Below are 24,905 nucleotides of genomic sequence, written 5' to 3'. Positions count from 1 at the left end.
CCCTTGATGTCGGCGCCGCCGTCATCCTTGAGCCACATGTATGCGGGAATTGCCATTTACTACTCCTCTTTGGTACTGCCAAGCGATGCCCAGGAAGAATCCTGAGCGACAAGATCCCGGAGAGAGAACCCCGGGGATTCGATTCGCGATGTTACTTCGCGGTATTGGCTTCGTCCGGCACCAGCGTGATCTCGACGCGGCGATTCTTTGCGCGGCCTTCGGGCGTGTCATTGGCGACGATCGGGCGCGTGTCGCCGTAGCCCTGCACCGCGAACTGCGTCGCCGGAATGCCCGAGGCGTCGATCAGCCAGTCGCGCAATGCCGCCGCGCGCGCGTTCGATAGTCTCAGATTGCTGGCGGCATCGCCCGCGTTGTCAGTGTGCCCCGCGACGAGTATCCGCTTGCCGGGATGAGCCTTGATCATTTCGAGGGCCGCGACGAGCGCACGCGTCGAGCCGGGCTTCAACTGCGCCTTGCCGCTGTCGAAGAGCGACATGCTGTCGAGCGTCACCACGGCGGGCGGCGGAGGCGGCGGCTGATAGCTTGCGATTGCCGCATTCAAGGCCGGCAGCAGTTGCGCGCCGTGATACAGGCCGAACGATAAGTTGAGCGGCTCACCGGTGCGGGCGTTGCGATCCAGTTCGTCGCGATCGGCGGCGAGCGAGCGCAGCGCATCGCGCCGGGCGGCGTCGCGATCCGGCGTGATGGACGCGTAGCGATCCAGGTCCGCATGGACGCGATCGAGCAATTCCGTGTTGTGGCGACCCGCGCCGAGAAACGCGGCGCTGGCGGCGAGCGCGGCGATGCCGATCGCGTGCGCGAAGGCGGCGACGCGCGGCGACATGGCGGCGCGGCGCGGCATCGCTTCGAGCAGCGATTGCGGCAGCGGCCACGGCGCGGGCGTTGCATCGAGGTTCGCGGGCGCAATGCGCGTCTGCAATTGAACGTCTTGCTCCCACGGCCTGGACGCATCGCTCGCGGGTCCGCAATCGATCCAGCCCGCGCCGTGAAGCGCCCAGGGCGCGGCCGGCTGACGCGGATCGGTGAGCGTGCCGAAGACCACACGCTGCGTCCAGCCGACGATCGACGCCAGCGCGGCGGCATGGACGGCCGTGTAGCGATCTCCGGCGTGGCGCGAGGCCTCGCTTTCCGCATTCCGGATGACGGCTTCGAAGCGCCCCGCGTCGATGATCGGCGCGCCGGCCGACGCGCTGTGCCATTGGCGCGTGAGGTTCGCATCGCGTGGCGACAGGTTCGTCAGGCGCTGATAGACGGCGATGTAACCCGGCAGGCGCGTGCTGACGATGCGCGAGGCATCGGCGAGCGCCTGACGCGCCACGCGCAGGCGTTGTGAGAGCGCGTCCGCGTCGGCGTGGAGCGACGGCGCGATGCTCAGCACGACGCCGTCGGGCGGATGGCCGTCGCGCCATTGCCGCATCGCGAGCGCGACCTCGGGAAGATCCTGCGGACGATCCACGCGCAGCCAGATCGCGCCATCGCCGATGTACACCAGGCGCGGCTCACGCGCACCGTGATCGAAAAGCGGGGCGAGCGCATCGCCCGTGACGAGCACGAGCGGCATGCGGGCACGCAGATTCAACGGAATGTCGACGGTCGCGGCGCCCAGCGTGCGCAGGATAGGCGCGCTTCGCTTGCGCGCACGTGCGAGTTGCCGCGTGCGCCAGGCGATGAAGGCGGCCGCGGCGATCACGATGCCGGCCGCGCAAGGCCAGTTCCATTCCTTGCCGAACGGCTGCACGAACCAAAGCACGGCGAGCGCGAGAAGCGCTGCGAGCACGACGATCGTGCGCGCCGGATAACCCAACCTTGGCATGTTGCTCACGGCTTGACGGCGTGGGGAATCAACGCGGCGAGTTGCACATCGAGCGCGATGTGCCAGATCGTCCACGTCACGAGCGCGACGGCGCAGCCGAGTCCGGCGATAGCCCACGGCGAGACGCGCCGCAACCAGTCGCCGAAGCGCCGGCCCAGCTGATCGATGACGAGCGAGCGCTCGCCTTCGGGGCGAAGGCGCCCGATCAGCGTATTCAGCTCGGCGATGAGCGCCTGCCGCTCGTTTTCACCGTGAACCGCGTATCGGCCGAGAAATCCCAGGCCGAGAATGGCTGCATAGGATTCGAGCAGATCGACCTCGGGCGCACGCTCGCGCATGCGGAACTCGAGCCGCTCGAACACGCGCTCGCCGCCATCGTGCTGCTTGAATTTCTCGACCTGCAAAGGCTGTGCGGACCATAGCGGCTTGTCGTGGTCGGAGAGGTGCAGCAGAGCGGTTTCGTCGAGCAGCGCGCATTGCGCCTTCACGGCATCGTCGCACACGTCTTCCGGATAACCGCGGCGTTCGAGCGCAGCGCTCAGTTCCGCAACCATCGACGCGCAACGCGCGCGCAACGCAGTGAAATCCCCCGCCCTGCCGCCGGTGGACAGATTCGCGACGAAGAGCGCCGTGTCGCGGAGCAGATCGCGCATGCCGCTCACATGGGCCGGTGCGATACCCGGCGCCGGTTCGACGAGGCCGGGATGAGCGGGAGATGTGGACAGCATGTTCATGAGCGCAGCACCGCGTAGAGTTCGAGCGAGACGTCCGGCACCGAGGTCGGCAGATAAACCTGACATGCGCGCGCGGCCAGCATGCGCGCGTGCGCCGGACTCGCGGCATCGAGCGCGAAGTACTGGTTGTCGAGCCGCACGGGAATCGCCGCCGGCACGCGCTGAACGGCCTTCAGCGGGATGCCCGCGAGCGCGGAATTGACGATGTGATCGACCTCGTCGGGCGCGCCGATCTTGCACAGGCGCGGGATTCGCTCGATGAGTTCGAAGGCGGGCAGCGTCGAGTTGACCGACAGATACCAGTCGGCGGCGCCGTCGGCGATGCGCGTGTCGAGAATCTTGCCGCTCCACGTCGTCGCGTTGTCGTGCGCGAGATCGATCGGCACGACGCGCGACGGAATGATCGCGTCCAGCAGATTGCGGATCATCGATTCGAGCTCCGCGAACACTTCGTCCGCGCGCACGTGATCGTAGGCGGGGATATCCGTGAGCTGTGCGCTCGTGGAGAACGTCATCAACGCGCTGGCGAGCTCGGCCAGAACCGAATACAGCCGCTCGGGCGGCAGGTTCGGATTCGACGCGAGGAACCGCAGCTTCGGCCACGCCGCATGAATGCAGTGCAGGAGCCAGAACAGTTGCACGTCGGCCACGCCGTATTCGGCGACCTGTTCGATGCGTTCGCTGCGTCGTGCGCCGAGCGCAAGGCTCTTCGCCAGCAGGATGTCGGCTATCCGGCCGATGCGCTCGACATGCAGCGTATGCGCGCTCAACGACAGGCAAGGGGGCACGTAGCGCCGGTCGAGCTGGAACTGTCCGCTCGTCGAACGCGTCAGGCGCGCGATGGCGCAAACGGTGTCATCGGCATGTGGCTCGAAGTCGAGAAGCAGGCGCACGGCGTGCCGCTCCGCGGCGATCTCGGTTTCGTCCGTGCCGTTCAGGTCGACCACCTTGACGAATTCGCGATAGGCGCGGCGCGGCCGCGTGAGCGCCGTTTCGTCCATGCGGCAGTTATTGCCATTGGCGTCGGGCAAAGCGAGCGCGGCCAGCACGGTCACACTTTGCCGTTCGGCGCTCACGCCTTGCGTGAGATCGCGCGCGGGCGGCAGCGCCTGCGCGAGCGACGTGTCGATGGGCGTGCCGTCGGGAAAACGCAGCCTGAGCCGCGACAGCTTGAAGCGGCCGGCGGCGAGTGCGTCTTCGTCTACCTCGACGTCGAGCGTTCCCCAAGGTTGCGCGAGCGCGGCCGTCGTGAACTGGCGCAAGGCGAATTCCGTCCACCGCTCCTGCTGCTGAAAATGCTGCTGCGTGAGAATCAGGCCTTCGTGCCAGAGCGGTTTATCGATCCGCATATGTGTATTTGGGTGAGGCTATTCGTCTATATCGGGGAGGGGATTCTATATTCCACCATTTAATTCGTATACCTACTCGTTAAAAAACCTTGATTGCCGATCAGGGAATATGAAATCGCTTGATAACAACAACTTGCCACCTGTCATCCTGCATACGGCTTATTTTCAAGATGGGTTGCGGTCGAGTGTGAAATGTCAATTAGTGTCGGCACCGGAGGTACGCCGCGACTTGCGAATTCGAGGGAGCGCCAGAAGAAGCGCCTGGAAATCCTTTCTCGATCAACGTCATGAGCGGGTTCTGCGCATCTGCTTTGCAGAACATACAGTCAAGATGACGATACTTTTTTAATGATGTGAAACCTGTTCTAATAGGACCCTAATGACGTTCGAACAGTCAAATTCGTAGACTGGGTTTGCTTCGCTCGGTCGGGCAGCCCCAAAAACTGCGGTCCCGCTTTCTCTATATTGAGATGCATGTCATCTATTTGATAAGGATTATTGATGGATAGCTTTCAGAGGGAGATTCCCAAGAGCCGTGTTTCGATCACGCTGGATCTGCATACCGGCGGCGCTCAAAAAAAGGTCGAATTGCCGCTCAAGCTGCTCGTCGCGGGCGACTTCAGCGCGGGACGCGAGCAGGCGCCGCTTTCCGAGCGCAAGAAGGTCAATATCGACAAGAACAACTTCGACGCGGTTCTGGCGGACTACGCGCCGGACCTGAAATTCGCCACCGAAAACACGCTCGCGAACGACGGCTCCGACATGCCGGTGAACCTCTCCTTCCGCTCGATGAAGGACTTCGAGCCGGAGCAGGTGGCCCGGCAGATCCCGGAACTGCAGGCGCTGCTCGCCGTGCGTAATCTGCTGCGCGATCTGAAGTCGAATTTGCTGGACAACGGTACGTTCCGTCGCGAGTTCGAAAAGATCCTGAAGAACAAGGAACTCTCCGACAAGCTGCGCGGCGAGCTCTCGCAGATCGCGACGGCGGCGACGCAGCCCGAAGGCCACGCCTGAGCTCCTTCAGCCTTCAACCGACAAGCTTCCCAGACAGGACAATCGATGAGTAAGAAAGAAGTCCGCGCAAGCGCCGCAGGCGAATCCGTCGTGCTCGACGCTCCGCAAGAGTCGTATGGCGACAGCGTCTATGCATCGCTGTGCAACAAGATCAACCTGAGCCCGGTGCAACAGGCGCGTCCGCTCGAGGCATTTCGCGACAACGACATGCTTTCCGAAGCGTCGGCCGACGAGCGCCTCGCGCGCGGCATGGGCGCGTTCCTCGACCTCGTCGCGCAGACGAGCAAGCCCGTGGACCGTCTCGACAAGTCGCTGCTCGATTTCTTCATCGGGCAGTTGGACCGCCAGATCAGCAAACAGCTCGATTCGGTGATGCACAACCCTGAGTTTCAGGCGCTGGAAGGCCGCTGGCGTGGCCTGAAGATGCTCGTCTCGCGCACGGATTTCCGCAAGAACGCGCGCATCGAAGTGCTGGACGTGTCGAAGGACGCGCTGATCCGCGACTTCGACGACGCGCCGGAACTGATTCAGAGCGGCCTGTATCGCCTGACCTACATCGAGGAATACGATACGCCGGGCGGCCAGCCGATCAGCGCGCTCGTCAGCGACTTCGAATTCGCCAACTCGCCGCAGGACGTGGCCTTGCTGCGCAATATCTCGAAGGTGGCGGCGGCGGCGCACATGCCGTTCATCGGTGCGGTGGGTGCGGCCTTCTTCGGCAAGAAATCGATGGAAGAAGTCGCGGCGATTCAGGACATCGGCAACTACTTCGACCGTGCCGAGTACATCAAGTGGAAGAGCTTCCGCGACACGGACGACGCACGCTACGTCGGCCTCGTGATGCCGCGCGTGCTCGGCCGCCTGCCGTACGGCAAGGACACCACGCCTGTGCGCGCCTTCAACTACGAAGAGCAGGTGAAGGGTCCGGACCACGATCGTTATCTGTGGGTGAACGCGTCTTTCGCGTTCGCGGCGAACATGACGCGCAGCTTCGTGAACAACGGCTGGTGCGTGCAGATTCGCGGTCCGCAGGCAGGCGGCAAGGTCGAGGATCTGCCGGTGCACCTGTACGATCTCGGCACCGGCGTGCAGCCGAAGATCCCGACCGAAGTGCTGATTCCCGAAACGCGTGAATTCGAATTTGCGAATCTCGGCTTCATTCCGCTCTCGTTCTACAAGAACCACGATTTCGCGTGCTTCTTCTCGGCCAACTCGACGCAAAAGCCCGCGCTGTATGAGACCAAGGAAGCGACCGCGAACAGCCGGATCAATGCGCGCCTGCCGTACATTTTCCTGCTCTCGCGCATCGCGCATTATCTGAAGCTGATTCAGCGCGAGAACATCGGTACGACGAAGGACCGGCGTCTGCTCGAACTCGAACTGAACAACTGGATCAAGAGCCTCGTCACCGAGATGAAGGATCCGGGCGACGAGTTGCAGGCGTCGCATCCGCTGCGTGAGGCGAAGGTGATGGTCGAGGACATCGAGGACAACCCCGGCTTCTTCCGCATCAAGCTCTTCATCGTGCCGCACTTCCAGGTGGAAGGCATGGACATCGGCTTGTCGCTGGTTTCGCAGATGCCCAAGGCGAAGAGCTGATTCTCGCGATAGCGCATCGTGTGAAACGCCGGGACGGCTCACGGGCCGTCCCGGCGTCGTCGTTTCAGGGCCGTCCGACGCGCGCTTCCGATCGATCGTAGAATGACTTGCGCCATGCAACGGCGCACCGACTACACAATTCGATTCGGGAGACGACATCATGCGACGTTGCAGCGCGGCATTCCTGATCTTTCCTGTTGTCATCACCTCCATGCTCGCCAGTTGCGGCGGCTCCGACGACGACAATCAACCCGCCTTTTCCAGCGCGCCGAAGATCATCATCGATTCGGACTTCAATACGATGGGCGACGACGGCCAGCTCTTCGCCATGTCGACGCAACTGATGGGCGAGGGCAAGGTCAATCTGCTCGGCCTGTGCGTCGTGACCGGCAACGACTGGCTGCTGCAGGAAGAAGCCGACGCACTGAAGGCGGTCGAGCGCATGGGCGTGCAGGACAAGGTCGGCGTCTATGCCGGCGCGAATTATCCGCTGCAATACGATGTCGCGAGCATTCGCGCGCAGCAGGCCGCGAATCCGAACGGCTACTTCGGCGCATGGATGCGTCCCGAGCCGACCAGCCAGTCGCAACTGACCGCGCCGCCGGACGGCTTCGCAACATCGGCCAAGCTGCAAAGCCAGAGCGCCGCCGACTTCATCGTCGATACGGTCAAGCGCTATCCGAACCAGGTGACGATCATCGAAGTCGGGCCGCCGACCAATCTCGCGACCGCCGTGCGCAAAGCACCGGAGATCGTTCCGCTCATCAAGGGAATCGTCTACATGGGCGGCGCGATGAACGTGCCGGGCAACGCGAACGCGGTGGGCGAACTGAACTGGTGGTTCGATCCCGTCGCGGTACGAACGCTTTTGCAGACGACGATCCCGCAGAGAGTGATTCCTCTCGACGTGACCAACACCGTGCCGCTCACCGAATCGGTCTACAACCAGATCGTCAATCCGCCGACGGGACAGACAGCGGTGACGAAGGTCTACGCGATCGCGAACGCGGGCGCATTCTCGACGAACACCGATATCTACGACACGCTGACGATCGGTTATTTCCTCGATCCGACTTACGCGACGCAGACGCAGAGCGCGTATCTCGACATCGACACGACGCCCGGCGAGGATCAGGGACATGTGAAGGTGTATCCGGACGCGCCGCAGGCCGGTGCGTCGCCGCAGAAGATCACCTACGTGACGCGCTACGACAACGATCGATTCTTCAAGTTCTATGTCGATCTGCTGACGCGGCCCGTCCCCGTCAAATTCCAGTAGCGCCAGGAGTTCAGGACCGGCGATACAAAGCGCCGGCCCTGAACAGCAAAGCATCACACTTCAAGCTGCTCCAGCACCTTGCCCTTCGTTTCGATGCCCATGTAATGCACCGCGACCGCCGCGACGAGCGGCACGACAGCGAGCGCATAGAACGCGACATTCATGTTCCCGCCCATCAGCGTCTTGCCGACGAGCGCCGGCGCGAAGATCGCCGCGATCTTGAGCCATGCACCGCCGAGGCCGCATCCGAACGCGCGGATGCTCGTCGGATAAAGCTCGGGCGTATACACATAAGCGGTGATGAAGCCGCATGCCATGAAGCCGAGCGCGAGGGCGCAGAAGGTTGCGACCACATACACCGACTGCGTGACGAACACGCCCGCGAACACGAGCGACACCGCGCACAACACGAATGACCAGTTGATGACCGGCTTGCGCCCGACCTTGTCTACGATCAGCGCGCACGTCAGCGAGCCGATCACGCCGAGCACGGAAGCCGCCACCGCCAGATTCAGCGCGAGTTGCAACGGCGCGTGATAGACGGTCTTGTAGATCGTCGGCAGCCACGTCGAGAGGCCGTACTGGAGCACGCCGCACGTCATCCACAAGAGCGCGACCGCGATCGTGCGCTTGAGATACGCCGGTCCGATCAGATCCAGGCGGCGGCGCTTCGGATGACGGTTCGCCATCGCTTCGAAATCGGCGAGATTGCCGAGCGGCGGCAGCGGCTGCTTCACGGTGGCTTCGAATGCGCAGAGCGCGTCGCCGGCTTCGCTCATGCGGCCGCGTTCGCCGAGCCAGCGCGGCGATTCCGGCACCAGCGCGCGCAGCAGGAAGAAGAGCACGAGCGGCCCGCCTCCGATGAAGTACATCGCTTCCCAGCCGAAGCGCGGCACGACCCATGCGCCGAGCGCGTTCGATGCGAGCAGGCCGATCGGGAACACGATCTCGTAGAGCAGCACGAAACGGCCGCGCCCATGGGCACGCGTGATCTCGTTGATGTAAGTCGCCGCGACGGGCAATTCGCCGCCAAGCCCGAGTCCCTGCACGATCCGTAACGCGACGAATACCGCGAACGAAGGCGCGAAGCCGCACGCGATGCTCGTCAGGCCGATGATGCCCGAGCTCCACGCGATGGAACGCACGCGTCCATAACGTTCCGCGAGCGACGGGAAGAGGAACGCGCCGATCAGTTGCCCGATCGATCCCGACGCGATCAGAAAGCCGACCTGCCCCGGCGTCAGCCCCCACTTCTGGATGAGCAGCGGCAGCGTCGCCGCGATGACGATGACATCGAAGCCATCGAAGAAAGTTGCCGCGCCGATCAGAATACGTGCGCGCACCTGCATCGCGTTGGCGGGCAGCCGCTCGATGCGCGCGATGATCGATCCCTTCGTGACCGCGTGAGCGGCAGTGGCCGCGTCGGCGACTGTCGTGGCGGTGCCGCCGTGTTGAACCGCCGTATTGCCCATGCTCCTCATGCCTGCTCCCGTCCGTGTGTTATGCGAGTGCCTTCGCCGTGTCCGCGAGCGCCGCGATATCGACCGCGCGCCCCTGGCTCATCCATTTCTTCGCGACCTTCAGATCGCGCGTCGCGTTGATCGCGATCACGCCGCGCAATGCATCGCCATCCAAGAAGAACAGCGATGCGCGACGCGCGTCCAGATCGCCGCGCACGATGGGCACGGCGCCCGGCGGAACGTCGCCGAGAATCTGCAGGTTCACGTCGTACTGATCCGACCAGAACCACGGAATCTCGGCATACGGCGTGCGCACGCCGAGCACCGCGCGCGCCGTCGCGATTGCCTGGTTCTGCGCGTTCGCCCATGATTCGAGGCGCACGCGGCGCTTGAGCCACGCGTTCGGATGATTGGCGACATCGCCGCACGCGAACACGTGCGCATCGTTCGTCGCACCGAATTCATCGACGACGATGCCGTCGTTCACGTCGATGCCCGCGCGCTCCGCGATTCCCGTATGCGGCGTCAGTCCGATGCCCGCGACCGCGAAATCGGCCTCTACGGTCGTGCCGTCGGCGAGTTGCGCGCGCACGCCGTCGCCATAGTCGTCGAGCGACACGAGCGATGCATTCAGCCGCACATCGACGCCGTTATCGCGATGCAGCTTCAACAGGAAATCAGACACGCTTTCAGGCACGGAACGTCCGCACAGACGCGGCGCGCCTTCGACGACCGTGACATCGACGCCGAGCTTCTTCGCAGTCGCCGCGACTTCCAGGCCGATCCATCCGCCGCCGATCACGAGCAAGCGCTTGCTATGGCTTTCGCGCAGGCGCTTGCCGATGAGCATTGCATCGTCGAGCGTGCGCAGATAGGCGAGATGCGAGGTCTGCACGAGCGAGGCCGGCAGCCGCCGCGCCGCCCCGCCGGTCGCGATGACGAGGCGGTCGTAGTGCACTTCGCGTCCGCTCGCGGTGCGCACGATGCGCGCGTCGCGATCGATCGATTCCGCGCATTCCGGCTGCCACGCTTCGACGTTCAGTGCGGCGAACGCGTCGTGATCGACGAGCCGCACGGTGTCGATATCGGCATCGCCTGCGAGCACGGCCTTCGACAGCGGCGGCCGCTCATAGGGAAGATGAATCTCGTCGGCGACCATCACGAGGCGGCCATCGAAGCCTTCCTTGCGCAGCGTCTTCACAATCCATCCCGCCGCCTGGCCGCCGCCGATCACCACGACCGTTTGGAGATCAGCCATTTTTGCGCTCCGTCATGAACTTGCCTTCCGGCGCCTTCGCGTCTTTCTGGCGGCGCGTGTTGCCGTCGAGACCGCCATCGACGGCCCACTCCGCGAACACGGTCGGGCCAGGCTCGAAATCGCGCGGTTGCCATTCGGGCGTGAGTACGTCTTCATCGGCGTAATACTCGATGAGACCGCCCGCCGGATTCTTGAAGTACCAGAAATACGCCGACGAAACCGGATGACGTCCCGGCCCGAGCTGCGTCGTCCAGCCGCAGCGGCTGATGTGCAGGCCGCCGCCGAAGACCTCGTGGATATCGCGCACGGTGAACGCGACGTGATTCAGGCCGCGCTTGCCATCGGGCAATTGCAGAAGAAACAGATCGTGATGACCGCCGTGCGGCGCGCAGCGCATGAACGCGCCGCGGCCCGGATAACGATCCGAGGTCTCGAAGCCGAGCAGTTCGTGATAGAACTTCTCCTGCTCCGCGACGCAGTTCGTGAAGAACACGACATGCCCCACTTCCACCGGCTCCGCGCGCTCGTAGACAGGACTCGGCGTATCGACGCGCAAGGTTTGTCCCCACACGTTCGAGGGCGAGCCCTTCACGTCGATGTCGCGTTTCTTCGTGACTTCGACGCGTATCGCCATGCCGTTCGGGTCGATGCAGCCAATTGCGTCATCCGCTTCGAAGTGGCCGGGCTGGCCCGCGAAGCGTTGGCGCAGTGCGTCGAGTTCTTCGCGCGTCGCGACGGCCCACGTGACTTCGCGCAGCGTCGGACCCGCTTCGAAGGCGGGCGCAAGCGCGGGGTCATCGGCAAGGGCGAGCAGCACTTCGCAGCCGTTCAGGGTTTCGAAACGCGCGCGGGTTTCATCATGCGCGACTTCCTTCAGGCCCCAGTCGGCGAAGAAGCGCCGGCAGGTGTCGAGGTCCGTCACGCCGTAAGTGATGCGTTCAATGCCAAGAATCGTCATGGCAACTCCTTCAGTTCGCCCACGGCAGCGGGGCGTCGTTCAAGCCCCAGTAGAGACTCTTCTGCTGCATGTATTCGCGCAGGCCCAGGCGGCCTTTCTCGCGTCCCATGCCGCTGTCTTTCCAGCCGCCGAAGGGCGTCGAAATGGAAAACTGCTTGTAGGTGTTGATCCAGACCGTGCCGGCGTTCAATGCACGCGCCATGTTCCATGCACGCTTGTAGTCGCGCGTCCAGATGCCTGCCGCGAGGCCGAACACGCTGTCGTTCGCCTGTTCGAGAAGCGCGGCTTCGTCGTCGAAGGGCAGGGCGGCGAGCACTGGTCCGAAGATCTCCTCCTGACACATGCGCGCGTCGTTCGTGAGACCTTCGATGATCGTCGGCAGGTAGAAGAAGCCTTTTTCGCGGCCATCGCCCGTCGGGCGTTCGCCGCCGCACAGGAGCGTGCCGCCTTCTTCGAGACCGAGCGCGACGAAGCGCTCGATGCTGTCGCGATGCTGCCCCGTGATGAGCGGGCCCATCTGCGTGTTCTCGCGCGCCGGGTCGCCGACGCGCAGCTTGCGCGCGCCATCGACGAGCCGCGCCATGAATTCGCCATACACCTTGCGTTCGACGAAAAGCCGCGAACCCGCGATGCACGATTCACCCGACGAACTGAAGATGCCGTACAGCACGCCATTGACCGCGTGATCGAGATCGGCATCGGCGCAGACGATGGTCGGCGACTTGCCGCCGAGTTCGAGCGATACGGGCATCAGCTTTTCCGCGGCGAGCCGCGCGATGCCGCGACCGACTTCCGTGCCGCCCGTGAACGCGACTTTCTTCACGAGCGGATGGCGCACGAGTGCATCGCCGATCACGGAGCCCTTGCCCGGCAACACACTGACGACGCCCTTGGGCACCCCCGCTTCCTCGCAGATGCGCGCAAGCGCCAGCGACGCGAGCGGCGTCACTTCGGCGGGCTTCAGCACGACGGCGTTGCCGGCGGCGAGCGCGGGCGCGAGCTTCTGCGCGTCGGAAGCGATCGGCGAATTCCACGGCGTGATCGCCGCGACGACGCCGAGCGGCTCGTGCACGCTCATCGTCAGATAGTCGCCGCGCGAGGGCGTGAGTTCTTCTTCGAGCGTTTCGAGGCACGACGCGAAGTAGCGGAACGTGTTCGCCGCGCTCGTGACGAGGGCGCGCGTTTCGCTGACCGGCTTGCCGTTGTCGCGCCGCTGCAAGTGCGCGAGCGCTTCGTGACGCGCTTCGATCAGGCCGGCGATGCGATGCAGAACGGCCGCCCGCTGATGCGGCTTCAGGCCGGCCCAGTCCGCCTTCCTCCAGGCGCGATCCGCGATCTCGACGGCTTCGCGCGCATCGTCGGCATTCGCCGTGCTGATTTCCGTGTTGACGGTCTGATCGGCGGGATAGATGCTCGCGTACGGATTGCCGCGTCCTTTGCGCCATTCGCCGCCGAGAAAGATATCGCCGGAGCTCACGAGCGAAGTGTCGGGATGATTCATCGTTCAAAACTCCTTCAGATGACGCAGCGCGCGGCGCGATTGCGCAACGCACGGATCGCGCTGAACGCGGTGAGCGCGGATGTCTTGGGATTCGACGGCAGCGGCTTGCCGCACATTTCGAGCGACATCTCGCCGAACGCGCCGCGCGCGACGATGCGATGCACGTTGCGCTCGACAGCCGGATCGGCGATCAGTCTCACGCGCGTGCCGTCGAGGCCGAGGCCGGCTAGCGCGATGGTCGCCGCGACGTTCGCATTCTTCGGATAGAGCCGTGCGGCGTCGCGCGCGGTCCCTTCGAAAATGACCTGTTCCGCGGTCAGCGACTTCAGATCGCACACGCTTTCGGCGGGCGTGCCGAGCCAGCCGAGCGGCGGTTTGCGGCCGGTGTACTGCACGTCGTCGAGGCCGCCTTCCTTCGCCGCGGCGAGCGCATCGACGCCGCCGATCGCGCCCGACAACAGCGTGATCGTGGCCGCGCCTTCATCGGCGGCGCGGGAGAGCGCATCGAGCAGGCCGGCTTCGGACAGCGCGCCGATCGACGCGACCGCGCAATCCGTGCCCGACTTCAAAAGCGGCACGACGTGATCGACGAGCGCCGCGTGTCCCGCGCATTCGAGCGCGAACTCGGGATGGCTCGCGAGCGACTCGACGTGCGAGACGACATCGACCCGGTCGCCGAGCACCGAGCGCACGTGCGCGCGATCGCGCTGCGGCACGATCACATGCGAGATGCGCACGAGCGGATCGTTTTCGAGCGCCTGAAACACCGCCGAGCCGATCGCGCCGAAGCCGATCATCGCGATATCGAGCGCATGCGGCGCGTGACGTGGATCACGCATATTCCGGCTCCTTCGGTTCTTCCCTCTTCACCGGCGGGCCGGCGAACGCGGTCGCGAACGAGCCGACCGACAGCATGTCCACTTCGATGAGCACCGGACCGTCGATGGCGAGCCCTTCGCGCACGATGTCATCGGCCTGATTGAGCGACGTGATGCGGCGATGCGTGAGTCCGAGGCTCGCGCAGAACTGCGCGAAATCCGGCTGATGCAGATCGACGAACATGCGGCGTCCGCCGTACTGCGCGTCCTGAATGTTGCGGATGACGCCATAGCATTGATCGTTCATCAGCACGATCATCACGTTGGCTTTTTCCTGCACGGCCGTGGCGAGTTCGCCGACATTGACCATGAGTCCGCCATCGCCGACGAGCGCGACGGTCTTTTTCGCCGCGCCCGAAAGCGCCGCGCCGATCGCCATCTGCATGCCCTGGCCGATGCCGCCGCCGAGCGCATGCACGCCCGCGCGCGGATTGAAGATCTTGAGCAGGCGATTGCCCCACGTGCTGTTCGAGATCGTGACGTCGCGCACCCAGTTGTAATCGCGGCCGACCGCGCGTTGCAGGGAATCGACGAGGCGCTTGTACGGTCCCAGCCCCTTCGATACTTCCGCGACCGCCGTTTCGCGCGCGGCGGCGAGATCGCCCGCGAACGCCGGATCGACACGGATGCGGCCTTCGAGCAGCGTCGCGAGTTCGTCCAGCACGCGCGATGCATCGCCATGCACGAACAGTTCGTTGCGATAGCCGCGGCTGTCGGCGAGCGCATCGGCGTCGATGCGATAGAGCGGTTGCGGCAGCGCGAGCTTGTACTTCAGCGTTTCGTTGCCCCGCAGACGGGAGCCGACGACGACGAGCGCATCGCACGTCTTGTAGAACGCTTCGACCGACGGATGCACGTTGAACGCGCCGAGCGTCGCCGGATGATCTTCGGGCAGCACGCCGCGCCCCTGCACGCTCGTCACCACGCCGAAGCCGAGCTTGACCAGCCGCTCGACCGCGCTGCGCGCATGACGCGTGCCGCCGCCGAGCCACAGCAGCGGGCGCCTGGCGTTCGTCAACGCATCGGCGAGCTGCTTCACGCGCAGGCTGTCGTGCGTGAGCGTGCCGACGTGCGGCGCGGCCAGATCGGCGGGCCATTCGATTGCGGCGGCCTGGATGTCGATCGGAATCTCGACGCTCACCGGACCGGCCGGCGCAGTCAGCGCGACGCGCACGGCTTCGCGGATCGTCGGCAGTGCGGTTTCGACCGTGCGCACGCGGAACGCGGCCTTCGAGATGGATTGCAGCATCGTCAGTTGATCGGGCGCTTCGTGGATATACGCGAGATCCCGATCGAGATATTCGGTTTCGATCTGCCCCGTGATGTGCAGCAGCGCCGTGCCCGCGGTCAGGGCTTCGACCATTGCGCCGGCCGCGTTGCCGGCGGCGGTGCCCGTCGACGTGAATGCGACGCCCAGTTCGCCCGAGACACGCGCGAGGCCGTCGGCCATGTTCAACGCGCCCGCTTCGCCGCGTGCGCCCACATAGCGGATATTGCCGCGGCGGCCGATCGCATCGAGAATCGGCATGTTGTGAATCGAGATCACGCCGAACGCCGTGCGCACGCCGCATTGTTCGAGAAACGCGGCGATCAGTTCGCCGACCGTGGTTTTTTCAGACATGACGAGCAAAGCCTCCGGAAACATCGATATGGCTGCCGGTCGTGTAGGACGACAGCGTTGTTGCGAGATAGAAGAGCGCCTGAGCCGCTTCTTCGGGCAGGCCGAAGCGGCCGAGCGGAATGTTTTTCTTGCGCGCGAGCTCGCCGGTCCATTCCTGCCAGCTCTGGCGCGGGTCTTGTGCTTGCTGGAGATAATCCTGGTAACGCCGCTTCCACTGCCCCGATTCGACGATGCCGATCAGAATCGAATTCACGCGGATGCGTTGCGGCGCGAGTTCCGTCGCGAGCGATTTCACGAGGCTCAGCACGCCTGCGCGCGCCGACGAGGTCGCGACCATGTGCGGTTCCGGCTGCAACGCGAGCAGCGAATTCACGCAGACGATCGCGGGCGCGGGCGCGTCTTCGAGCATCGGCAGAAAGGCGCGCGTCGGGCGGATGATGCTGAAGTACTTCAGCTCCAGTTCGTCGCGCCAGGCGTCGTCGGCCGTATCGGCGAAGGTGGACACGCGGCCTTGTCCCGCGTTGTTCACGAGCATGTCGACGCGGCCGAAACGCGCCTCGATGCGTGAGGCGAAGGCGTTCACGTGGTTCTCATCGAGCACATTGCAACGTGCAGCGAGCAATTGCGCTTGCGGGAATTCTGTCGCGAGCGCGGCTTGCGCGGCTTCGAGGCGTTCGGCGTCGCGTCCGCAAATGGCGACCGATGCGCCCGCCTGCAAAAACAGGCGCGCCGTCGCGAAGCCGATGCCCGACGAACCGCCGGTGACAACGGCGACCTGCCCTGAAAGATCGATCTGAATCATTGCAACCCCAGAGACTTCATGTATCGGCTCGATGCACTTGCGCGCGCGGCCGGGCGATAGTTGAGACGCAGCGAGAGCGCATCGGCGGCCTCGCGTACCTTGTCGATGAGGCCGCTTTCGAGCAATGCGGCATCGATTTCCGGACGCGGGATCGTCGTCGTGATGACGGCGACGATGCGTCCCGTGTCGTTGCGAACCGGCGCGGTGACGACCGAAATGCCGCGCTCGAACGACGATTGGCTCGTCGCGTAGCCGCGTTCGGCGTCTTCCTTCACGCGCTCGAACAGTTCTTCCACGGTTTCGGGCGTCGACTTCGTGAAGCGCTCGAGATGCTGTTCGGGATACAGCGCGCGCAATTCATCGAGCGACAGATCGCCCATCAGAACGTGACCGTGCGTCGTCGCATGCGCCGGCAGGCGCGTGCCGACGTTCACCTTCACCGAACTGAAGATCGGCGCGTGACTCTGCGCCTTGGCGACGAAGACGACATCGCGGCCATCGCGAATCAGGATGTGACTCGTGAGACCGGTCGCATCGCGCAGCGCCTCGATGATCGGCAGGCCGAGATCGGTCAGTTCGAGCGAGCTCAGGTATTCGAAGCCGAGGCGCAATACGGCCACGCCCAGGCGGTAGTTGCGGTCCTTGTCCGCGCGCTCCAGAAAGCCGAGCGATTCGAGCGTCTGAAGCAGCCGGAACACCGTCGTGCGCGGAATGCCGAGGCGCCGCGACAGTTCCGGCGCGCCGAGCACGGGCTCGCGCGGCGAGAACTCGGTGAGGATCTTCAGTCCGCGTTCGAGCCCCGGCACGATGTAAGTCGGTTCGCCTTTATCGGCTTCTTCCGTGGCAATGGATGTCATTGCGGTACTCCGTCTTTCATGTGACATTCGATGCCCTGGCAAAACGAGTCGATCAGCGCGGTATGGACGGCGGGAGATTCGACATAACCCGCGTGGCCGGCACGCGGAATGACCTGCAGGCCGACGTGCGCGGCCTGCGCGATCGGCGCGCACGCAGCGGGCGGCGTGATCGCGTCGTCCGCGCCCACCGCCACCGCGATGCGTCCATGAAAGCGCGCGATATCCGCTGCGAGGTCCGCGTTCGCGAGCAGATGCGTCGCTTGCGCGTAGCCTTCGGGGACGATGCGCGCCATGTTCCAGCGGACCCATTCGCGCGCGGTGTCATCGGCATATTGCGAAACCATGTTCGCGCTGCGCTCGCGTGCGAGTCCTTGCGCGCCGAGTTCGTCGAGCATCTTCAATCGTGCATCGCGCTTCGATTCACGCACTTGCTTCGAGGCCGCGCCGTAACCTGCAGCGGGCGAAATCAGCAGCAAGCCCGCCACACGCTCCGGCGCATGTGCAGCGAACGAACCCGCGATGATCGCGCCGAGCGAATGGCCGACGAGCACGCAGCGATTCACGCCGAGCGCATCGAGCCACGCGGACAACGCGTGCGCATAATCGGCCGCAACCGGCGATTCATTCGCGACGCGAGTGGACACGCCATAACCCGGCGCATCCCACGCGAGCACGCGACGCGTCGCGCCGAGCGCGTCGAGTTGCCGAACCCACGACGCCGCACCGGAGCCGATCCCGTGCAGCAGCACGACGGGCAGGGTGCGCAGATGCGACGCACCTGCCTCGCGATAACCCGTGATGCCCTGAGCGGTATCGATGTGCATGTCCGGAAAGCGCGCGAGCGTCTCGATGTTCATCGCAGTCTCAGCGCTTCAGCTTGGCCAAGGGCGAATCGGGCGGATACGTCGGCGTGATGGGCTTCGACGCGCCGAGCATCACGCACATCAGCGCGTCTTCGTCGCCGATGTTGATTTCCGTGCGATACACGCCAGGCGGCACGGAGATGAGATCGCGCTCGCCGAGCACGGCTTCCCACGTCTGTCCGTCCTTCTCGCAGATCACCTTCATCTTTCCGCGCAGCACGAAGAAAATCTCTTCGACGTCGATATGAATATGGCTCGGCCCGATGTTGCCGGCGGGAATGACCATCGTCGAAAACGTGAAGCTGCCTGCGGGGACGGTGTTCATGTCCTTCGCGACGCCCGTGCCGCCCGTGCCCACATAGCGCATCTGCGCGCGGCGATACTTCGGGTCGTAATCGGCCTGGAACTTGAGCGCGTCCCAGTCGTAGCGGCGCGTCTCGAGCCGCGCGACGCGCGAGTTCATCCATTGCTCGAAGCTCGCGTCGGCGGGCTGATCCCACGATTTACGTTCGATGTCGGCATCTGCCATTGCTTTCTCCAGGTTCTGTATAGAGCGAATCAATTCATCACGAAGCCGCCGTTGACCGGCAGCAACTGGCCCGTCACGAAGCGCGCCGCATCCGAGAGCAGGAACAGCACGGGGCCGTTCACGTCGTCGGACGTTTGCGCGCGCGTCAGTGCGCGGCCTTTGAGGTAGTACTCGTGGCGCTCGGCGGGCACGTAGGCGGTGGCTTCCACTTCGGTGAGGCCGGGCGCGATCGCGTTGACGGTCACGTTGCTCGTGCCGAACTCGCGGGCGAGCGAACGCGTCATCGCGATCACGGCGCCCTTGCTCGCGACGTAGGCGAGCAGCTTCGGCGCGCCCCACAACGCCGTATCCGATGCGATGTTCACGATCGCGCCGCGCCCCGATGCCTTCAGATGCGGCAGGCACGCGACGCTCATGAGCCACGACCCGCGCACGTTGACGTTCATCACGGCGTCCCACGTTTGCGGCGTGAGTTCATCGGCGGACTTGCCGCCCGAATTCGTGATCGCGGCGTTGTTGATGAGGCCGTCGAGGCCGCCCAGCGCTTTCACGCTTGCATCGACGAATGCGGAGATGCTCTGCGGCTCATTCAGATCGAGCGGGAAGAAGTGCGCTTCGGGCAGTTCACGCGCGAGCGCCTCGCCTTCCGCATGCAGCACATCCCCGAATGCGACGTGCGCGCCGCGCTCAACGAGCGCCCGGACGAACGCCGCGCCGAGTCCGCGAGCGCCGCCTGTGACCAGCACGCGGCGGCCGTCGAGCGCATCACGCATGAACGTGCTCCGTGTTCTTCGCAAGCGCGTCGAGGGCGGCGAGATGCTGCTGCGCACGTTGCTTCAGCATGCGGCGCACACGCGTCATGCCGACATCGTGCTGATAGAGGAACTCGTGATCGCGCGCGTTCGGCGCGAGGCTTTCGAGCACGTAGCGGTCTTGTTCCAGCACGGCCCAGTGCAGGCCTTCGAGACGATTGCGATACAGGAAACGCCACGCATCGCGTTGCCATCCCGAGACCTTGCGCGTGCGCCAGAAATAGACCTGGCAGTTGTCTTCATCGACGGGCGTGGCGAAGCCGATGATCCCGAAGTTGCCGCCCGGACCGAACTTCTTCTTGTACGGAATCGCGAGGCGCATCCACAGGCAGCCGGTTTCGCCCAGTTCGACCCAGTCGAAGTTCACGTCGCGCTGATTCACCTTCTCGAACATGAGGCCGGTTTCGGTCTTGCGCACGCGCATGTCGGCCTGCTTGTCGCCTTCGGCCATCGAGTGCGATGTCGCGTGCAGATAAGCGCCGTGCATCGGGTCCATCACGTTGTCGATCGCGTACTGGTAATTGCACTTCCAGTGGGACATGCAAAGGAAGCTCGCGTATTCATCGCCGACGAGTTCTTCGGGAAGCACGAGCGGCGCGGGTTCCTTGTTGGCGTCGTCGCCGAACCAGAGGAAGATCGCGCCCGCGCGTTCTTCGACCGGATACGACTTCACGCACTTCTGGCCTTCGAGCGGGCATGCCGACACGGCGGGCACTTTCTGCACGGTGCCGCTGCCATCGACTTCGATGCCGTGATACCAGCACGCGACGCTGCCGCCGAGATTCCAGCCGAGCGACAGGCGCGCGCCGCGATGCGGGCAGCGGTCTTCGAGCGCGTGCACTTTGCCTTCGTTGTCGCGCCAGAGGACGATCTGATCGCCGAGGCGCGTCAGGCCGATGGGCGCGTTCGCCACTTGCCAGCCAGGCGCGACGGGATACCAGTAATTGCGCAAGCCGCGATCGAGATAAGCCTGAACGGGATCGACGGCGACGGTTGTCTGCTGAGAGGACGTCATGGAAATGCTCCTTCTTTAATCGGCGAGCGTGCGCAGCTCGGTGGCGAGGCGCTCGGCGGTCCACGTCGTGCCTTCCGGCGTGCGAAAGCCGTCCTTGTTCAAGCCCGCGACCACTTGCTCCAGTTCCAGCGCGCCCGCTTCGAAGACGCGTTCGAGCGCGTCGCCGAAGTCGTTTTCGTATTGCGTCGGCTCGGCCTTGCGCGTTTGCCAGATGAAGTTCTCGGTCTGACCCGGCTTCTCGATCACGCCCTTGCCGGCGACGTTGTTCGGCTGCGGCGCGAGCCACGGCTTGAGATGCGGGTTGAAGTTCACGACTTTTTCCATGTCACGCCACCTTGATCTGGATTTCCTCGCCGGCGAGGCGCACCGAATACGTCTTCAGGTCGCGGCCGCCGGGCTCTTTCAGGCATTTGCCCGTGGGGATGTGAAACACCGCTTCGTGCAGCGGACATTCGACGGTGTCGCCATCGACGAAACCCTGCGTCAGCAGCGCGTATGCGTGCGGGCAGACGTTCTCGAGCGCATACAGCTCGTCGCCCACTTTGTAGATACCGATCTCCGCGCCGTCGTCGAGCTTGAATTCGATCGGTGCGTCTTCCGACAGATCGCCGGCATGCCCGGCGCAGCGCCATTGTTCAGACATCTTTCACCCTTCCTCTGGTTCGTCTGTGTTCCACTAAAGGAACAGCAGTTCGTGTATGGGCATTATAGGAGTGGTCTGAGCCCGGGAAAATAAAAAAGTGGATATCTAGGTGAAAACACTAGATTGCTGGTCGTTCAGGCGTTCGTCTCACGTCTGATCTGACGTATAAACGTCCGTTCGACATTGATTCGTAAGCTCTTTTTGCTACGAACGAGACGCATCCGACGTGCCTTAAGGGTCTACCCGAGGTCGTCTGAAAATTTATTGTTTTGGCGCTGCAAATCTCACTATACTTTCCATAGGCAGTACGTTGATCCATATATGGAACATAACGGGCGATCAACAAGACGCCTCCCGGACGGTGCGAAGCAGGGCCATCGGGAACCGGGATAAAGCGCAGTAACGGCGACAAGCCGCAACGGGACAGCGGGCACAGCCCGCCCTTGAACCACACGGTTAGGAGAGCGAAGGGTGAAGCACATCATTGCAGCGGGGCTCATCGGAGCCGGGGTTGCGACCGGGGCGGCCGCGCAGAGCACGGTCACGCTTTACGGCAGCCTCGATGCCGGCATCGCATATATCAACAATGTCGGCGGCCATCCGAAATGGATGGAGGAGCAGGGCAACATGCAGCCAGACCGCTGGGGCTTTCGTATCGTCGAAGATCTGGGTGGTGGCCTGAAGACGGTGGCGCAGCTGGAGAACGGCTTCTATACCAACAGCGGCAATTTCGCGAAGGCCGGCACGCTATGGAATCGTCAGGCGTATCTCGGGCTGGATCAGGAGAACGTCGGCACGCTGACGCTCGGTCATCAGACGCCGTTCAGCTTCGACATGCTCGGGCCGCTCTCCACCGCGTATCTCGCGGCGAGCTGGTATGCGTTCCATCCGGGCAACATCGACCAGCTCGCGGACACCGGCGTCGTGCCCTACGACAACTCGGTGAAATTCCGCTCGGCGAATTTCTACGGCTTTTCCGCCGGCGCAATGATGGGCCTCGGCAACACGACGAACTTCTCGACGGGCCGCAACTACGGCTTCGGCATCACGTATGCGAACGGTCCGTTCAAGGCGGCGGCCACGTATTCGAACGAGCACAATCGCACGCCGGCAATCGCGACGACCGGTCTTACGACTTTCCAGGGCCAGCCCGCCGCGACATACATGGCGGACAAGCAGGAAGTGATGGGCGCGGGCGCGTCGTATGAGATCGGCAAGTTCGTGGTGCACGGTCTTTATACGCGCGTGAAGTTGCAATCGAACGGTCAGTCGGACACGTTCCAGTCATACGATGCGGGGCTGACTTTCAAGCCGGTCGCGTGGAACTGGATTGCCGGCGGCGCGGCCACGACGACCTTCGCGGGTGGCCGCTGGACGCAGTTTGAAATCGGCGATATCTACATGTTGTCGAAATCGACGCAACTCTATGTGAACGCGCTGTACGAGCACGCGACCGGCGGTGCGAAGGCCGCGTTCTTCACGGCGGGCGTGTCGAGCACGGCGAATCAGGTCATCGTGCTAGCGGGTATTCATCACTCGTTCTGACAGCACTTTTTTCGTGGAATCAGCGTTGCCCTGGGGAGGGCGGCGCTAATCGCTAATAAACCGAAAAGAAACCGGGATCCGGCAAGAAAAAGCCAAATTCAAGCAAGCGCAGCGGTGGGATCATCCGGCGCCGGTCGATAGTTGAGCCGCGTGGAAAGCTCCATCGCAGCAGCGCAGATCATTTCGACGAGTCGCGACTTCTCATCCTCCGCACCGATGTCCGAGCGCGGCACGGTCGCGGTCACGGCCGCGACGATCGCGCCGGAATGATCGCGCACGGGTGCGGTGACGACCGATATCCCGCGCTCGAACGATGCCTCGCTCAATCCATAGCCGAGCGCCGCGCACTCCTGCACGCGTTCGAAAAGTTCGTCGACGGTCGCGGGCGTGCGCTCCGTGTACTTTTCCAGTTGCGCTTCGGGATAGAGCGCCTTTAGGGCGGCGAGCGAAAGATCGCCCATCAGCACATGTCCATGCACGGTCGCATGAGCGGGCAGCCGCGTGCCGACATGCACCTTCACCGAGCTGAACAGCGGCTCATGACTTTGCGCTTTCGCGACGAACACGACATCGCGCTGATCGCGGATCAGGAGATGCGTCGATAGACCGGTGGCATCGCGCAAACGCTCCAGAATCGGCGTGCCCAGATCGGTCAGTTCGAGCGAGTTCACGTATTCGAAACCAAGCCGCAGCACGGCGACGCCCAGCCGGAAGTTGCGGTCGCCGTTCACTCGTTCGAGAAAGCCGAGCGCTTCGAGCGTTTGCAGCAAACGGAACGTGGTCGTGCGCGGAATGCCTATGCGTCGCGACAACTCGGGCGCTCCCAGCACCGGCTCACGCGCGGAGAACTCGGCAAGGATCCGCAAGCCGCGTTCGAGGCCCGGCACGAGATAGCTGGAGCCGCCGCCGGGCGACGTGTCATCTTCCGTGGTATCAGGGGTCTCCGCCTGGATGTCTTCCTGTTTGCTTCGTCGGGCCATGTTCGGCTGTCGTTTTTGTCGTGCGATGGGCGAATCATAGCGCGAGACGATCGGCCTTCATCCGTCCGCTGCTTTCTCTACTTGTTATGACATGTTATATTGATGACGTGCGATACTTCACCGAGGCCGATTCGATGAGCTTCGAAGCAACCCTCTGGCTCTTCTGCGCGGGCATGGGTGCGAGCGCGGCGGGCGGCATGCTTGGCATGGCGAGCGGGCTGTTCATCGTGCCCATCCTCACGATGTTCTTTCATATCGACATGCATGCGGCCATCGGCACGAGCATCGTGTCCGTGATCGCATGTTCGTGCGGCGGCGCTGCGGCCTTCCTGCGCGCCGGCCTGACCAACGTGCGGCTCGCCCTCGTGCTCGAAACCGGCACGACGCTCGGCGCGCTGACGGGCGTGCTGCTCGCGGGCATCGTCCCTGTGGCCGCGCTGAACTTTCTTTTCGCGGGCGTGCTGGTCGTATCGGCGTGGCAGATGTTCAGTCGCCGCGAAGAGCACGCCGACATGTCGAGGCCGATTCCATCGCGAGGACTCGCCGCCGCGCTCGATCTTCACTCGAGCTATCCGGACGGCACGCTGCGTCGGGATGTCGCTTATGAAGTGCGGCGCGTGCCCGCCGGCCTCACGCTGATGTACGCGGCCGGCGTCGTTTCCGCGCTGCTCGGCATCGGCAGCGGCATCCTCAAGATTCCGGCGATGGACAACGCATTGCGCCTGCCGATCAAGGTATCGACCGCGACGTCGAACTTCATGATCGGTGTGACCGCAGCCGCGAGCGCCAGCGCCTATTTTCTGCGCGGCGAGATCGTGAGCGCCATCGCGGGGCCGGTTGCGCTCGGCTCGGTGGTCGGTGCAATCGCGGGCGCGCGCGTGCTGATGAAAGTCCGCAGCGAACGCCTGCGTCTGCTGTTTCTGTCGATGCTGCTGCTCGTCGCGTGCCAGATGTTCCTGCAAGGATTCGGCATCGATCTTCTGGAGCGTGCGGGTCGATGAAAGACTTCACGCCCGCTTCGATGGATCGGGTGCTCGCGCGCTTTTTTCAGTGCGGCACATGGGCCGCGTGCGTCTTGACCGGCGCGGGATTGGTCATCGGCACCAAGGCGCTGACGGCGGGCGTCGCGCTGTTCATTCTGCTGCCGGTGCTGCGCGTCGTCGTGATGCTCGCCGTGTTCGCGCGGCAACGAAACTATGTCTACGTGACGATCGCGGCGACGGTGCTCGCCGTCATCGCGGCGGGCTGCGCGATCGGCCTGCGCCTGGGGCCGCTTGGCGGCTGACGCGCGTGCCACAGCCAAGCGCTTAACGGTTATTCTCCCTGACGACAGCCGACAAAAGATACGTTGCGCGCATTGGCATTCGCCGGTTT

At 64.0% G+C, this 24,905-nt stretch carries 24 protein-coding genes; 6 read left to right on the top strand and 18 right to left on the bottom strand.

Annotated features, from left to right (window positions below):
- Window positions 1–151: 151 nt before the first annotated feature.
- From NCR38_RS29530 to tssK, 3 genes are read right to left on the bottom strand one after another with little or no spacing between them, the layout of a single operon-like run.
- A complete protein-coding gene (locus tag NCR38_RS29530) occupies window positions 152–1,834 on the bottom strand; it encodes an OmpA family protein (protein ID WP_250478054.1) in 1,683 nt (560 codons plus the stop codon).
- A gap of 5 nt (window positions 1,835–1,839) precedes the next feature.
- A complete protein-coding gene (locus NCR38_RS29525; RefSeq protein WP_061119482.1) occupies window positions 1,840–2,568 on the bottom strand; it encodes a DotU family type IV/VI secretion system protein in 729 nt (242 codons plus the stop codon).
- On the bottom strand, window positions 2,565–3,917 hold the full coding sequence (gene tssK / locus NCR38_RS29520; protein ID WP_061119481.1) for a type VI secretion system baseplate subunit TssK: 1,353 nt from the start codon (window positions 3,915–3,917) through the stop codon (window positions 2,565–2,567). Before tssK ends, NCR38_RS29525 begins: the two co-directional genes overlap by 4 nt.
- Window positions 3,918–4,418: 501 nt before the next feature.
- Between tssK and tssB the strand changes: the two genes are divergently transcribed.
- The 3 genes from tssB (at window position 4,419) to NCR38_RS29505 (ending at window position 7,809) form a co-directional block, all read left to right on the top strand.
- Complete coding sequence (tssB, locus tag NCR38_RS29515) at window positions 4,419–4,931, top strand: type VI secretion system contractile sheath small subunit (RefSeq protein WP_061119480.1); 513 nt, start codon at window positions 4,419–4,421, stop codon at window positions 4,929–4,931.
- A gap of 45 nt (window positions 4,932–4,976) precedes the next feature.
- The gene (gene tssC / locus NCR38_RS29510; RefSeq protein ID WP_061119479.1) at window positions 4,977–6,530 is read left to right on the top strand and encodes a type VI secretion system contractile sheath large subunit; all 1,554 of its coding nucleotides are present in this window, start codon (window positions 4,977–4,979) and stop codon (window positions 6,528–6,530) included.
- Window positions 6,531–6,690: 160 nt separating this feature from the next.
- A complete protein-coding gene (locus NCR38_RS29505; RefSeq protein WP_061119478.1) occupies window positions 6,691–7,809 on the top strand; it encodes a nucleoside hydrolase in 1,119 nt (372 codons plus the stop codon).
- Between the two features lie 53 nt (window positions 7,810–7,862).
- On the opposite strand, the gene NCR38_RS29500 is transcribed toward NCR38_RS29505, so the two are convergent.
- From NCR38_RS29500 to NCR38_RS29435, 14 genes are read right to left on the bottom strand one after another with little or no spacing between them, the layout of a single operon-like run.
- The gene (locus NCR38_RS29500) at window positions 7,863–9,281 is read right to left on the bottom strand and encodes an MFS transporter (protein ID WP_061119477.1); all 1,419 of its coding nucleotides are present in this window, start codon (window positions 9,279–9,281) and stop codon (window positions 7,863–7,865) included.
- Between the two features lie 28 nt (window positions 9,282–9,309).
- On the bottom strand, window positions 9,310–10,527 hold the full coding sequence (locus NCR38_RS29495; protein WP_061119476.1) for an NAD(P)/FAD-dependent oxidoreductase: 1,218 nt from the start codon (window positions 10,525–10,527) through the stop codon (window positions 9,310–9,312).
- On the bottom strand, window positions 10,520–11,485 hold the full coding sequence (locus NCR38_RS29490; protein WP_250478052.1) for a VOC family protein: 966 nt from the start codon (window positions 11,483–11,485) through the stop codon (window positions 10,520–10,522). Before NCR38_RS29490 ends, NCR38_RS29495 begins: the two co-directional genes overlap by 8 nt.
- Before the next feature lie 10 nt (window positions 11,486–11,495).
- Window positions 11,496–12,986 (bottom strand): aldehyde dehydrogenase, encoded by a 1,491-nt coding sequence (locus NCR38_RS29485; RefSeq protein ID WP_250478051.1) that lies wholly within the window; start codon window positions 12,984–12,986, stop codon window positions 11,496–11,498.
- Window positions 12,987–13,000: 14 nt separating this feature from the next.
- Window positions 13,001–13,825 (bottom strand): aspartate dehydrogenase, encoded by an 825-nt coding sequence (locus NCR38_RS29480; protein ID WP_061119473.1) that lies wholly within the window; start codon window positions 13,823–13,825, stop codon window positions 13,001–13,003.
- Entirely contained in the window at window positions 13,818–15,485 is a 1,668-nt protein-coding gene (locus tag NCR38_RS29475) for a thiamine pyrophosphate-binding protein (RefSeq protein ID WP_061119472.1), read from the bottom strand. The genes NCR38_RS29480 and NCR38_RS29475 overlap by 8 nt, the downstream gene beginning before the upstream one ends.
- Window positions 15,478–16,287, bottom strand: coding sequence for an SDR family oxidoreductase (locus NCR38_RS29470; RefSeq protein WP_061119471.1), 810 nt, complete (start codon window positions 16,285–16,287; stop codon window positions 15,478–15,480). The genes NCR38_RS29475 and NCR38_RS29470 overlap by 8 nt, the downstream gene beginning before the upstream one ends.
- Entirely contained in the window at window positions 16,284–17,144 is an 861-nt protein-coding gene (locus tag NCR38_RS29465; RefSeq protein WP_061119470.1) for an IclR family transcriptional regulator, read from the bottom strand. Before NCR38_RS29465 ends, NCR38_RS29470 begins: the two co-directional genes overlap by 4 nt.
- A complete protein-coding gene (locus NCR38_RS29460; RefSeq protein ID WP_061119469.1) occupies window positions 17,141–18,001 on the bottom strand; it encodes an alpha/beta fold hydrolase in 861 nt (286 codons plus the stop codon). The genes NCR38_RS29465 and NCR38_RS29460 overlap by 4 nt, the downstream gene beginning before the upstream one ends.
- Before the next feature lie 7 nt (window positions 18,002–18,008).
- Window positions 18,009–18,536: a cupin domain-containing protein gene (locus NCR38_RS29455; RefSeq protein ID WP_061119468.1), complete on the bottom strand. Its 528-nt coding sequence runs from the start codon at window positions 18,534–18,536 to the stop codon at window positions 18,009–18,011.
- Window positions 18,537–18,565: 29 nt separating this feature from the next.
- Entirely contained in the window at window positions 18,566–19,309 is a 744-nt protein-coding gene (locus NCR38_RS29450; RefSeq protein ID WP_061119467.1) for an SDR family oxidoreductase, read from the bottom strand.
- Window positions 19,302–20,363: an aromatic ring-hydroxylating dioxygenase subunit alpha gene (locus tag NCR38_RS29445; RefSeq protein WP_061119466.1), complete on the bottom strand. Its 1,062-nt coding sequence runs from the start codon at window positions 20,361–20,363 to the stop codon at window positions 19,302–19,304. The genes NCR38_RS29450 and NCR38_RS29445 overlap by 8 nt, the downstream gene beginning before the upstream one ends.
- 15 nt (window positions 20,364–20,378) lie before the next feature.
- A complete protein-coding gene (locus NCR38_RS29440; RefSeq protein ID WP_061119465.1) occupies window positions 20,379–20,687 on the bottom strand; it encodes a recombinase-like helix-turn-helix domain-containing protein in 309 nt (102 codons plus the stop codon).
- Window position 20,688: 1 nt separating this feature from the next.
- A complete protein-coding gene (locus NCR38_RS29435; protein ID WP_035500201.1) occupies window positions 20,689–21,006 on the bottom strand; it encodes a non-heme iron oxygenase ferredoxin subunit in 318 nt (105 codons plus the stop codon).
- Between the two features lie 471 nt (window positions 21,007–21,477).
- On the opposite strand from NCR38_RS29435, the gene NCR38_RS29430 reads away from it, so the two are divergent.
- Window positions 21,478–22,551 (top strand): porin, encoded by a 1,074-nt coding sequence (locus NCR38_RS29430; protein ID WP_061119464.1) that lies wholly within the window; start codon window positions 21,478–21,480, stop codon window positions 22,549–22,551.
- 98 nt (window positions 22,552–22,649) lie between these two features.
- On the opposite strand, the gene NCR38_RS29425 is transcribed toward NCR38_RS29430, so the two are convergent.
- Window positions 22,650–23,531, bottom strand: coding sequence for an IclR family transcriptional regulator (locus NCR38_RS29425; RefSeq protein WP_061119463.1), 882 nt, complete (start codon window positions 23,529–23,531; stop codon window positions 22,650–22,652).
- 134 nt (window positions 23,532–23,665) lie between these two features.
- On the opposite strand from NCR38_RS29425, the gene NCR38_RS29420 reads away from it, so the two are divergent.
- Window positions 23,666–24,532: a sulfite exporter TauE/SafE family protein gene (locus NCR38_RS29420; RefSeq protein ID WP_061119572.1), complete on the top strand. Its 867-nt coding sequence runs from the start codon at window positions 23,666–23,668 to the stop codon at window positions 24,530–24,532.
- Window positions 24,529–24,816 (top strand): DUF1634 domain-containing protein, encoded by a 288-nt coding sequence (locus NCR38_RS29415; RefSeq protein ID WP_061119462.1) that lies wholly within the window; start codon window positions 24,529–24,531, stop codon window positions 24,814–24,816. Before NCR38_RS29420 ends, NCR38_RS29415 begins: the two co-directional genes overlap by 4 nt.
- Window positions 24,817–24,905: the final 89 nt, after the last annotated feature.

Source organism: Caballeronia sp. INML1 (assembly GCF_023631085.1).
GTDB classification, from domain to species: domain Bacteria; phylum Pseudomonadota; class Gammaproteobacteria; order Burkholderiales; family Burkholderiaceae; genus Caballeronia; species Caballeronia turbans.
This window is presented reverse-complemented; position numbering and strand designations above follow the sequence as displayed.

Bases quoted from the DNA above. Each gene is read 5' to 3' on its own strand.
- NCR38_RS29505 (WP_061119478.1), top strand. From the start codon at position 6,691: ATGCGACGTTGCAGCGCGGCATTCCTGATCTTTCCTGTTGTCATCACC.
- NCR38_RS29460 (WP_061119469.1), bottom strand. From the start codon at position 18,001: ATGAACATCGAGACGCTCGCGCGCTTTCCGGACATGCACATCGATACC.
- NCR38_RS29480 (WP_061119473.1), bottom strand. From the start codon at position 13,825: ATGCGTGATCCACGTCACGCGCCGCATGCGCTCGATATCGCGATGATC.
- NCR38_RS29415 (WP_061119462.1), top strand. From the start codon at position 24,529: ATGAAAGACTTCACGCCCGCTTCGATGGATCGGGTGCTCGCGCGCTTT.
- NCR38_RS29425 (WP_061119463.1), bottom strand. From the start codon at position 23,531: ATGGCCCGACGAAGCAAACAGGAAGACATCCAGGCGGAGACCCCTGAT.
- NCR38_RS29445 (WP_061119466.1), bottom strand. From the start codon at position 20,363: ATGACGTCCTCTCAGCAGACAACCGTCGCCGTCGATCCCGTTCAGGCT.
- tssK (WP_061119481.1), bottom strand. From the start codon at position 3,917: ATGCGGATCGATAAACCGCTCTGGCACGAAGGCCTGATTCTCACGCAG.
- NCR38_RS29525 (WP_061119482.1), bottom strand. From the start codon at position 2,568: ATGAACATGCTGTCCACATCTCCCGCTCATCCCGGCCTCGTCGAACCG.
- NCR38_RS29490 (WP_250478052.1), bottom strand. From the start codon at position 11,485: ATGACGATTCTTGGCATTGAACGCATCACTTACGGCGTGACGGACCTC.
- NCR38_RS29475 (WP_061119472.1), bottom strand. From the start codon at position 15,485: ATGTCTGAAAAAACCACGGTCGGCGAACTGATCGCCGCGTTTCTCGAA.
- NCR38_RS29530 (WP_250478054.1), bottom strand. From the start codon at position 1,834: ATGCCAAGGTTGGGTTATCCGGCGCGCACGATCGTCGTGCTCGCAGCG.
- NCR38_RS29485 (WP_250478051.1), bottom strand. From the start codon at position 12,986: ATGAATCATCCCGACACTTCGCTCGTGAGCTCCGGCGATATCTTTCTC.
- tssC (WP_061119479.1), top strand. From the start codon at position 4,977: ATGAGTAAGAAAGAAGTCCGCGCAAGCGCCGCAGGCGAATCCGTCGTG.
- NCR38_RS29440 (WP_061119465.1), bottom strand. From the start codon at position 20,687: ATGGAAAAAGTCGTGAACTTCAACCCGCATCTCAAGCCGTGGCTCGCG.
- NCR38_RS29495 (WP_061119476.1), bottom strand. From the start codon at position 10,527: ATGGCTGATCTCCAAACGGTCGTGGTGATCGGCGGCGGCCAGGCGGCG.
- NCR38_RS29500 (WP_061119477.1), bottom strand. From the start codon at position 9,281: ATGGGCAATACGGCGGTTCAACACGGCGGCACCGCCACGACAGTCGCC.
- tssB (WP_061119480.1), top strand. From the start codon at position 4,419: ATGGATAGCTTTCAGAGGGAGATTCCCAAGAGCCGTGTTTCGATCACG.
- NCR38_RS29470 (WP_061119471.1), bottom strand. From the start codon at position 16,287: ATGATTCAGATCGATCTTTCAGGGCAGGTCGCCGTTGTCACCGGCGGT.
- NCR38_RS29420 (WP_061119572.1), top strand. From the start codon at position 23,666: ATGAGCTTCGAAGCAACCCTCTGGCTCTTCTGCGCGGGCATGGGTGCG.
- NCR38_RS29465 (WP_061119470.1), bottom strand. From the start codon at position 17,144: ATGACATCCATTGCCACGGAAGAAGCCGATAAAGGCGAACCGACTTAC.
- NCR38_RS29435 (WP_035500201.1), bottom strand. From the start codon at position 21,006: ATGTCTGAACAATGGCGCTGCGCCGGGCATGCCGGCGATCTGTCGGAA.
- NCR38_RS29455 (WP_061119468.1), bottom strand. From the start codon at position 18,536: ATGGCAGATGCCGACATCGAACGTAAATCGTGGGATCAGCCCGCCGAC.
- NCR38_RS29450 (WP_061119467.1), bottom strand. From the start codon at position 19,309: ATGCGTGATGCGCTCGACGGCCGCCGCGTGCTGGTCACAGGCGGCGCT.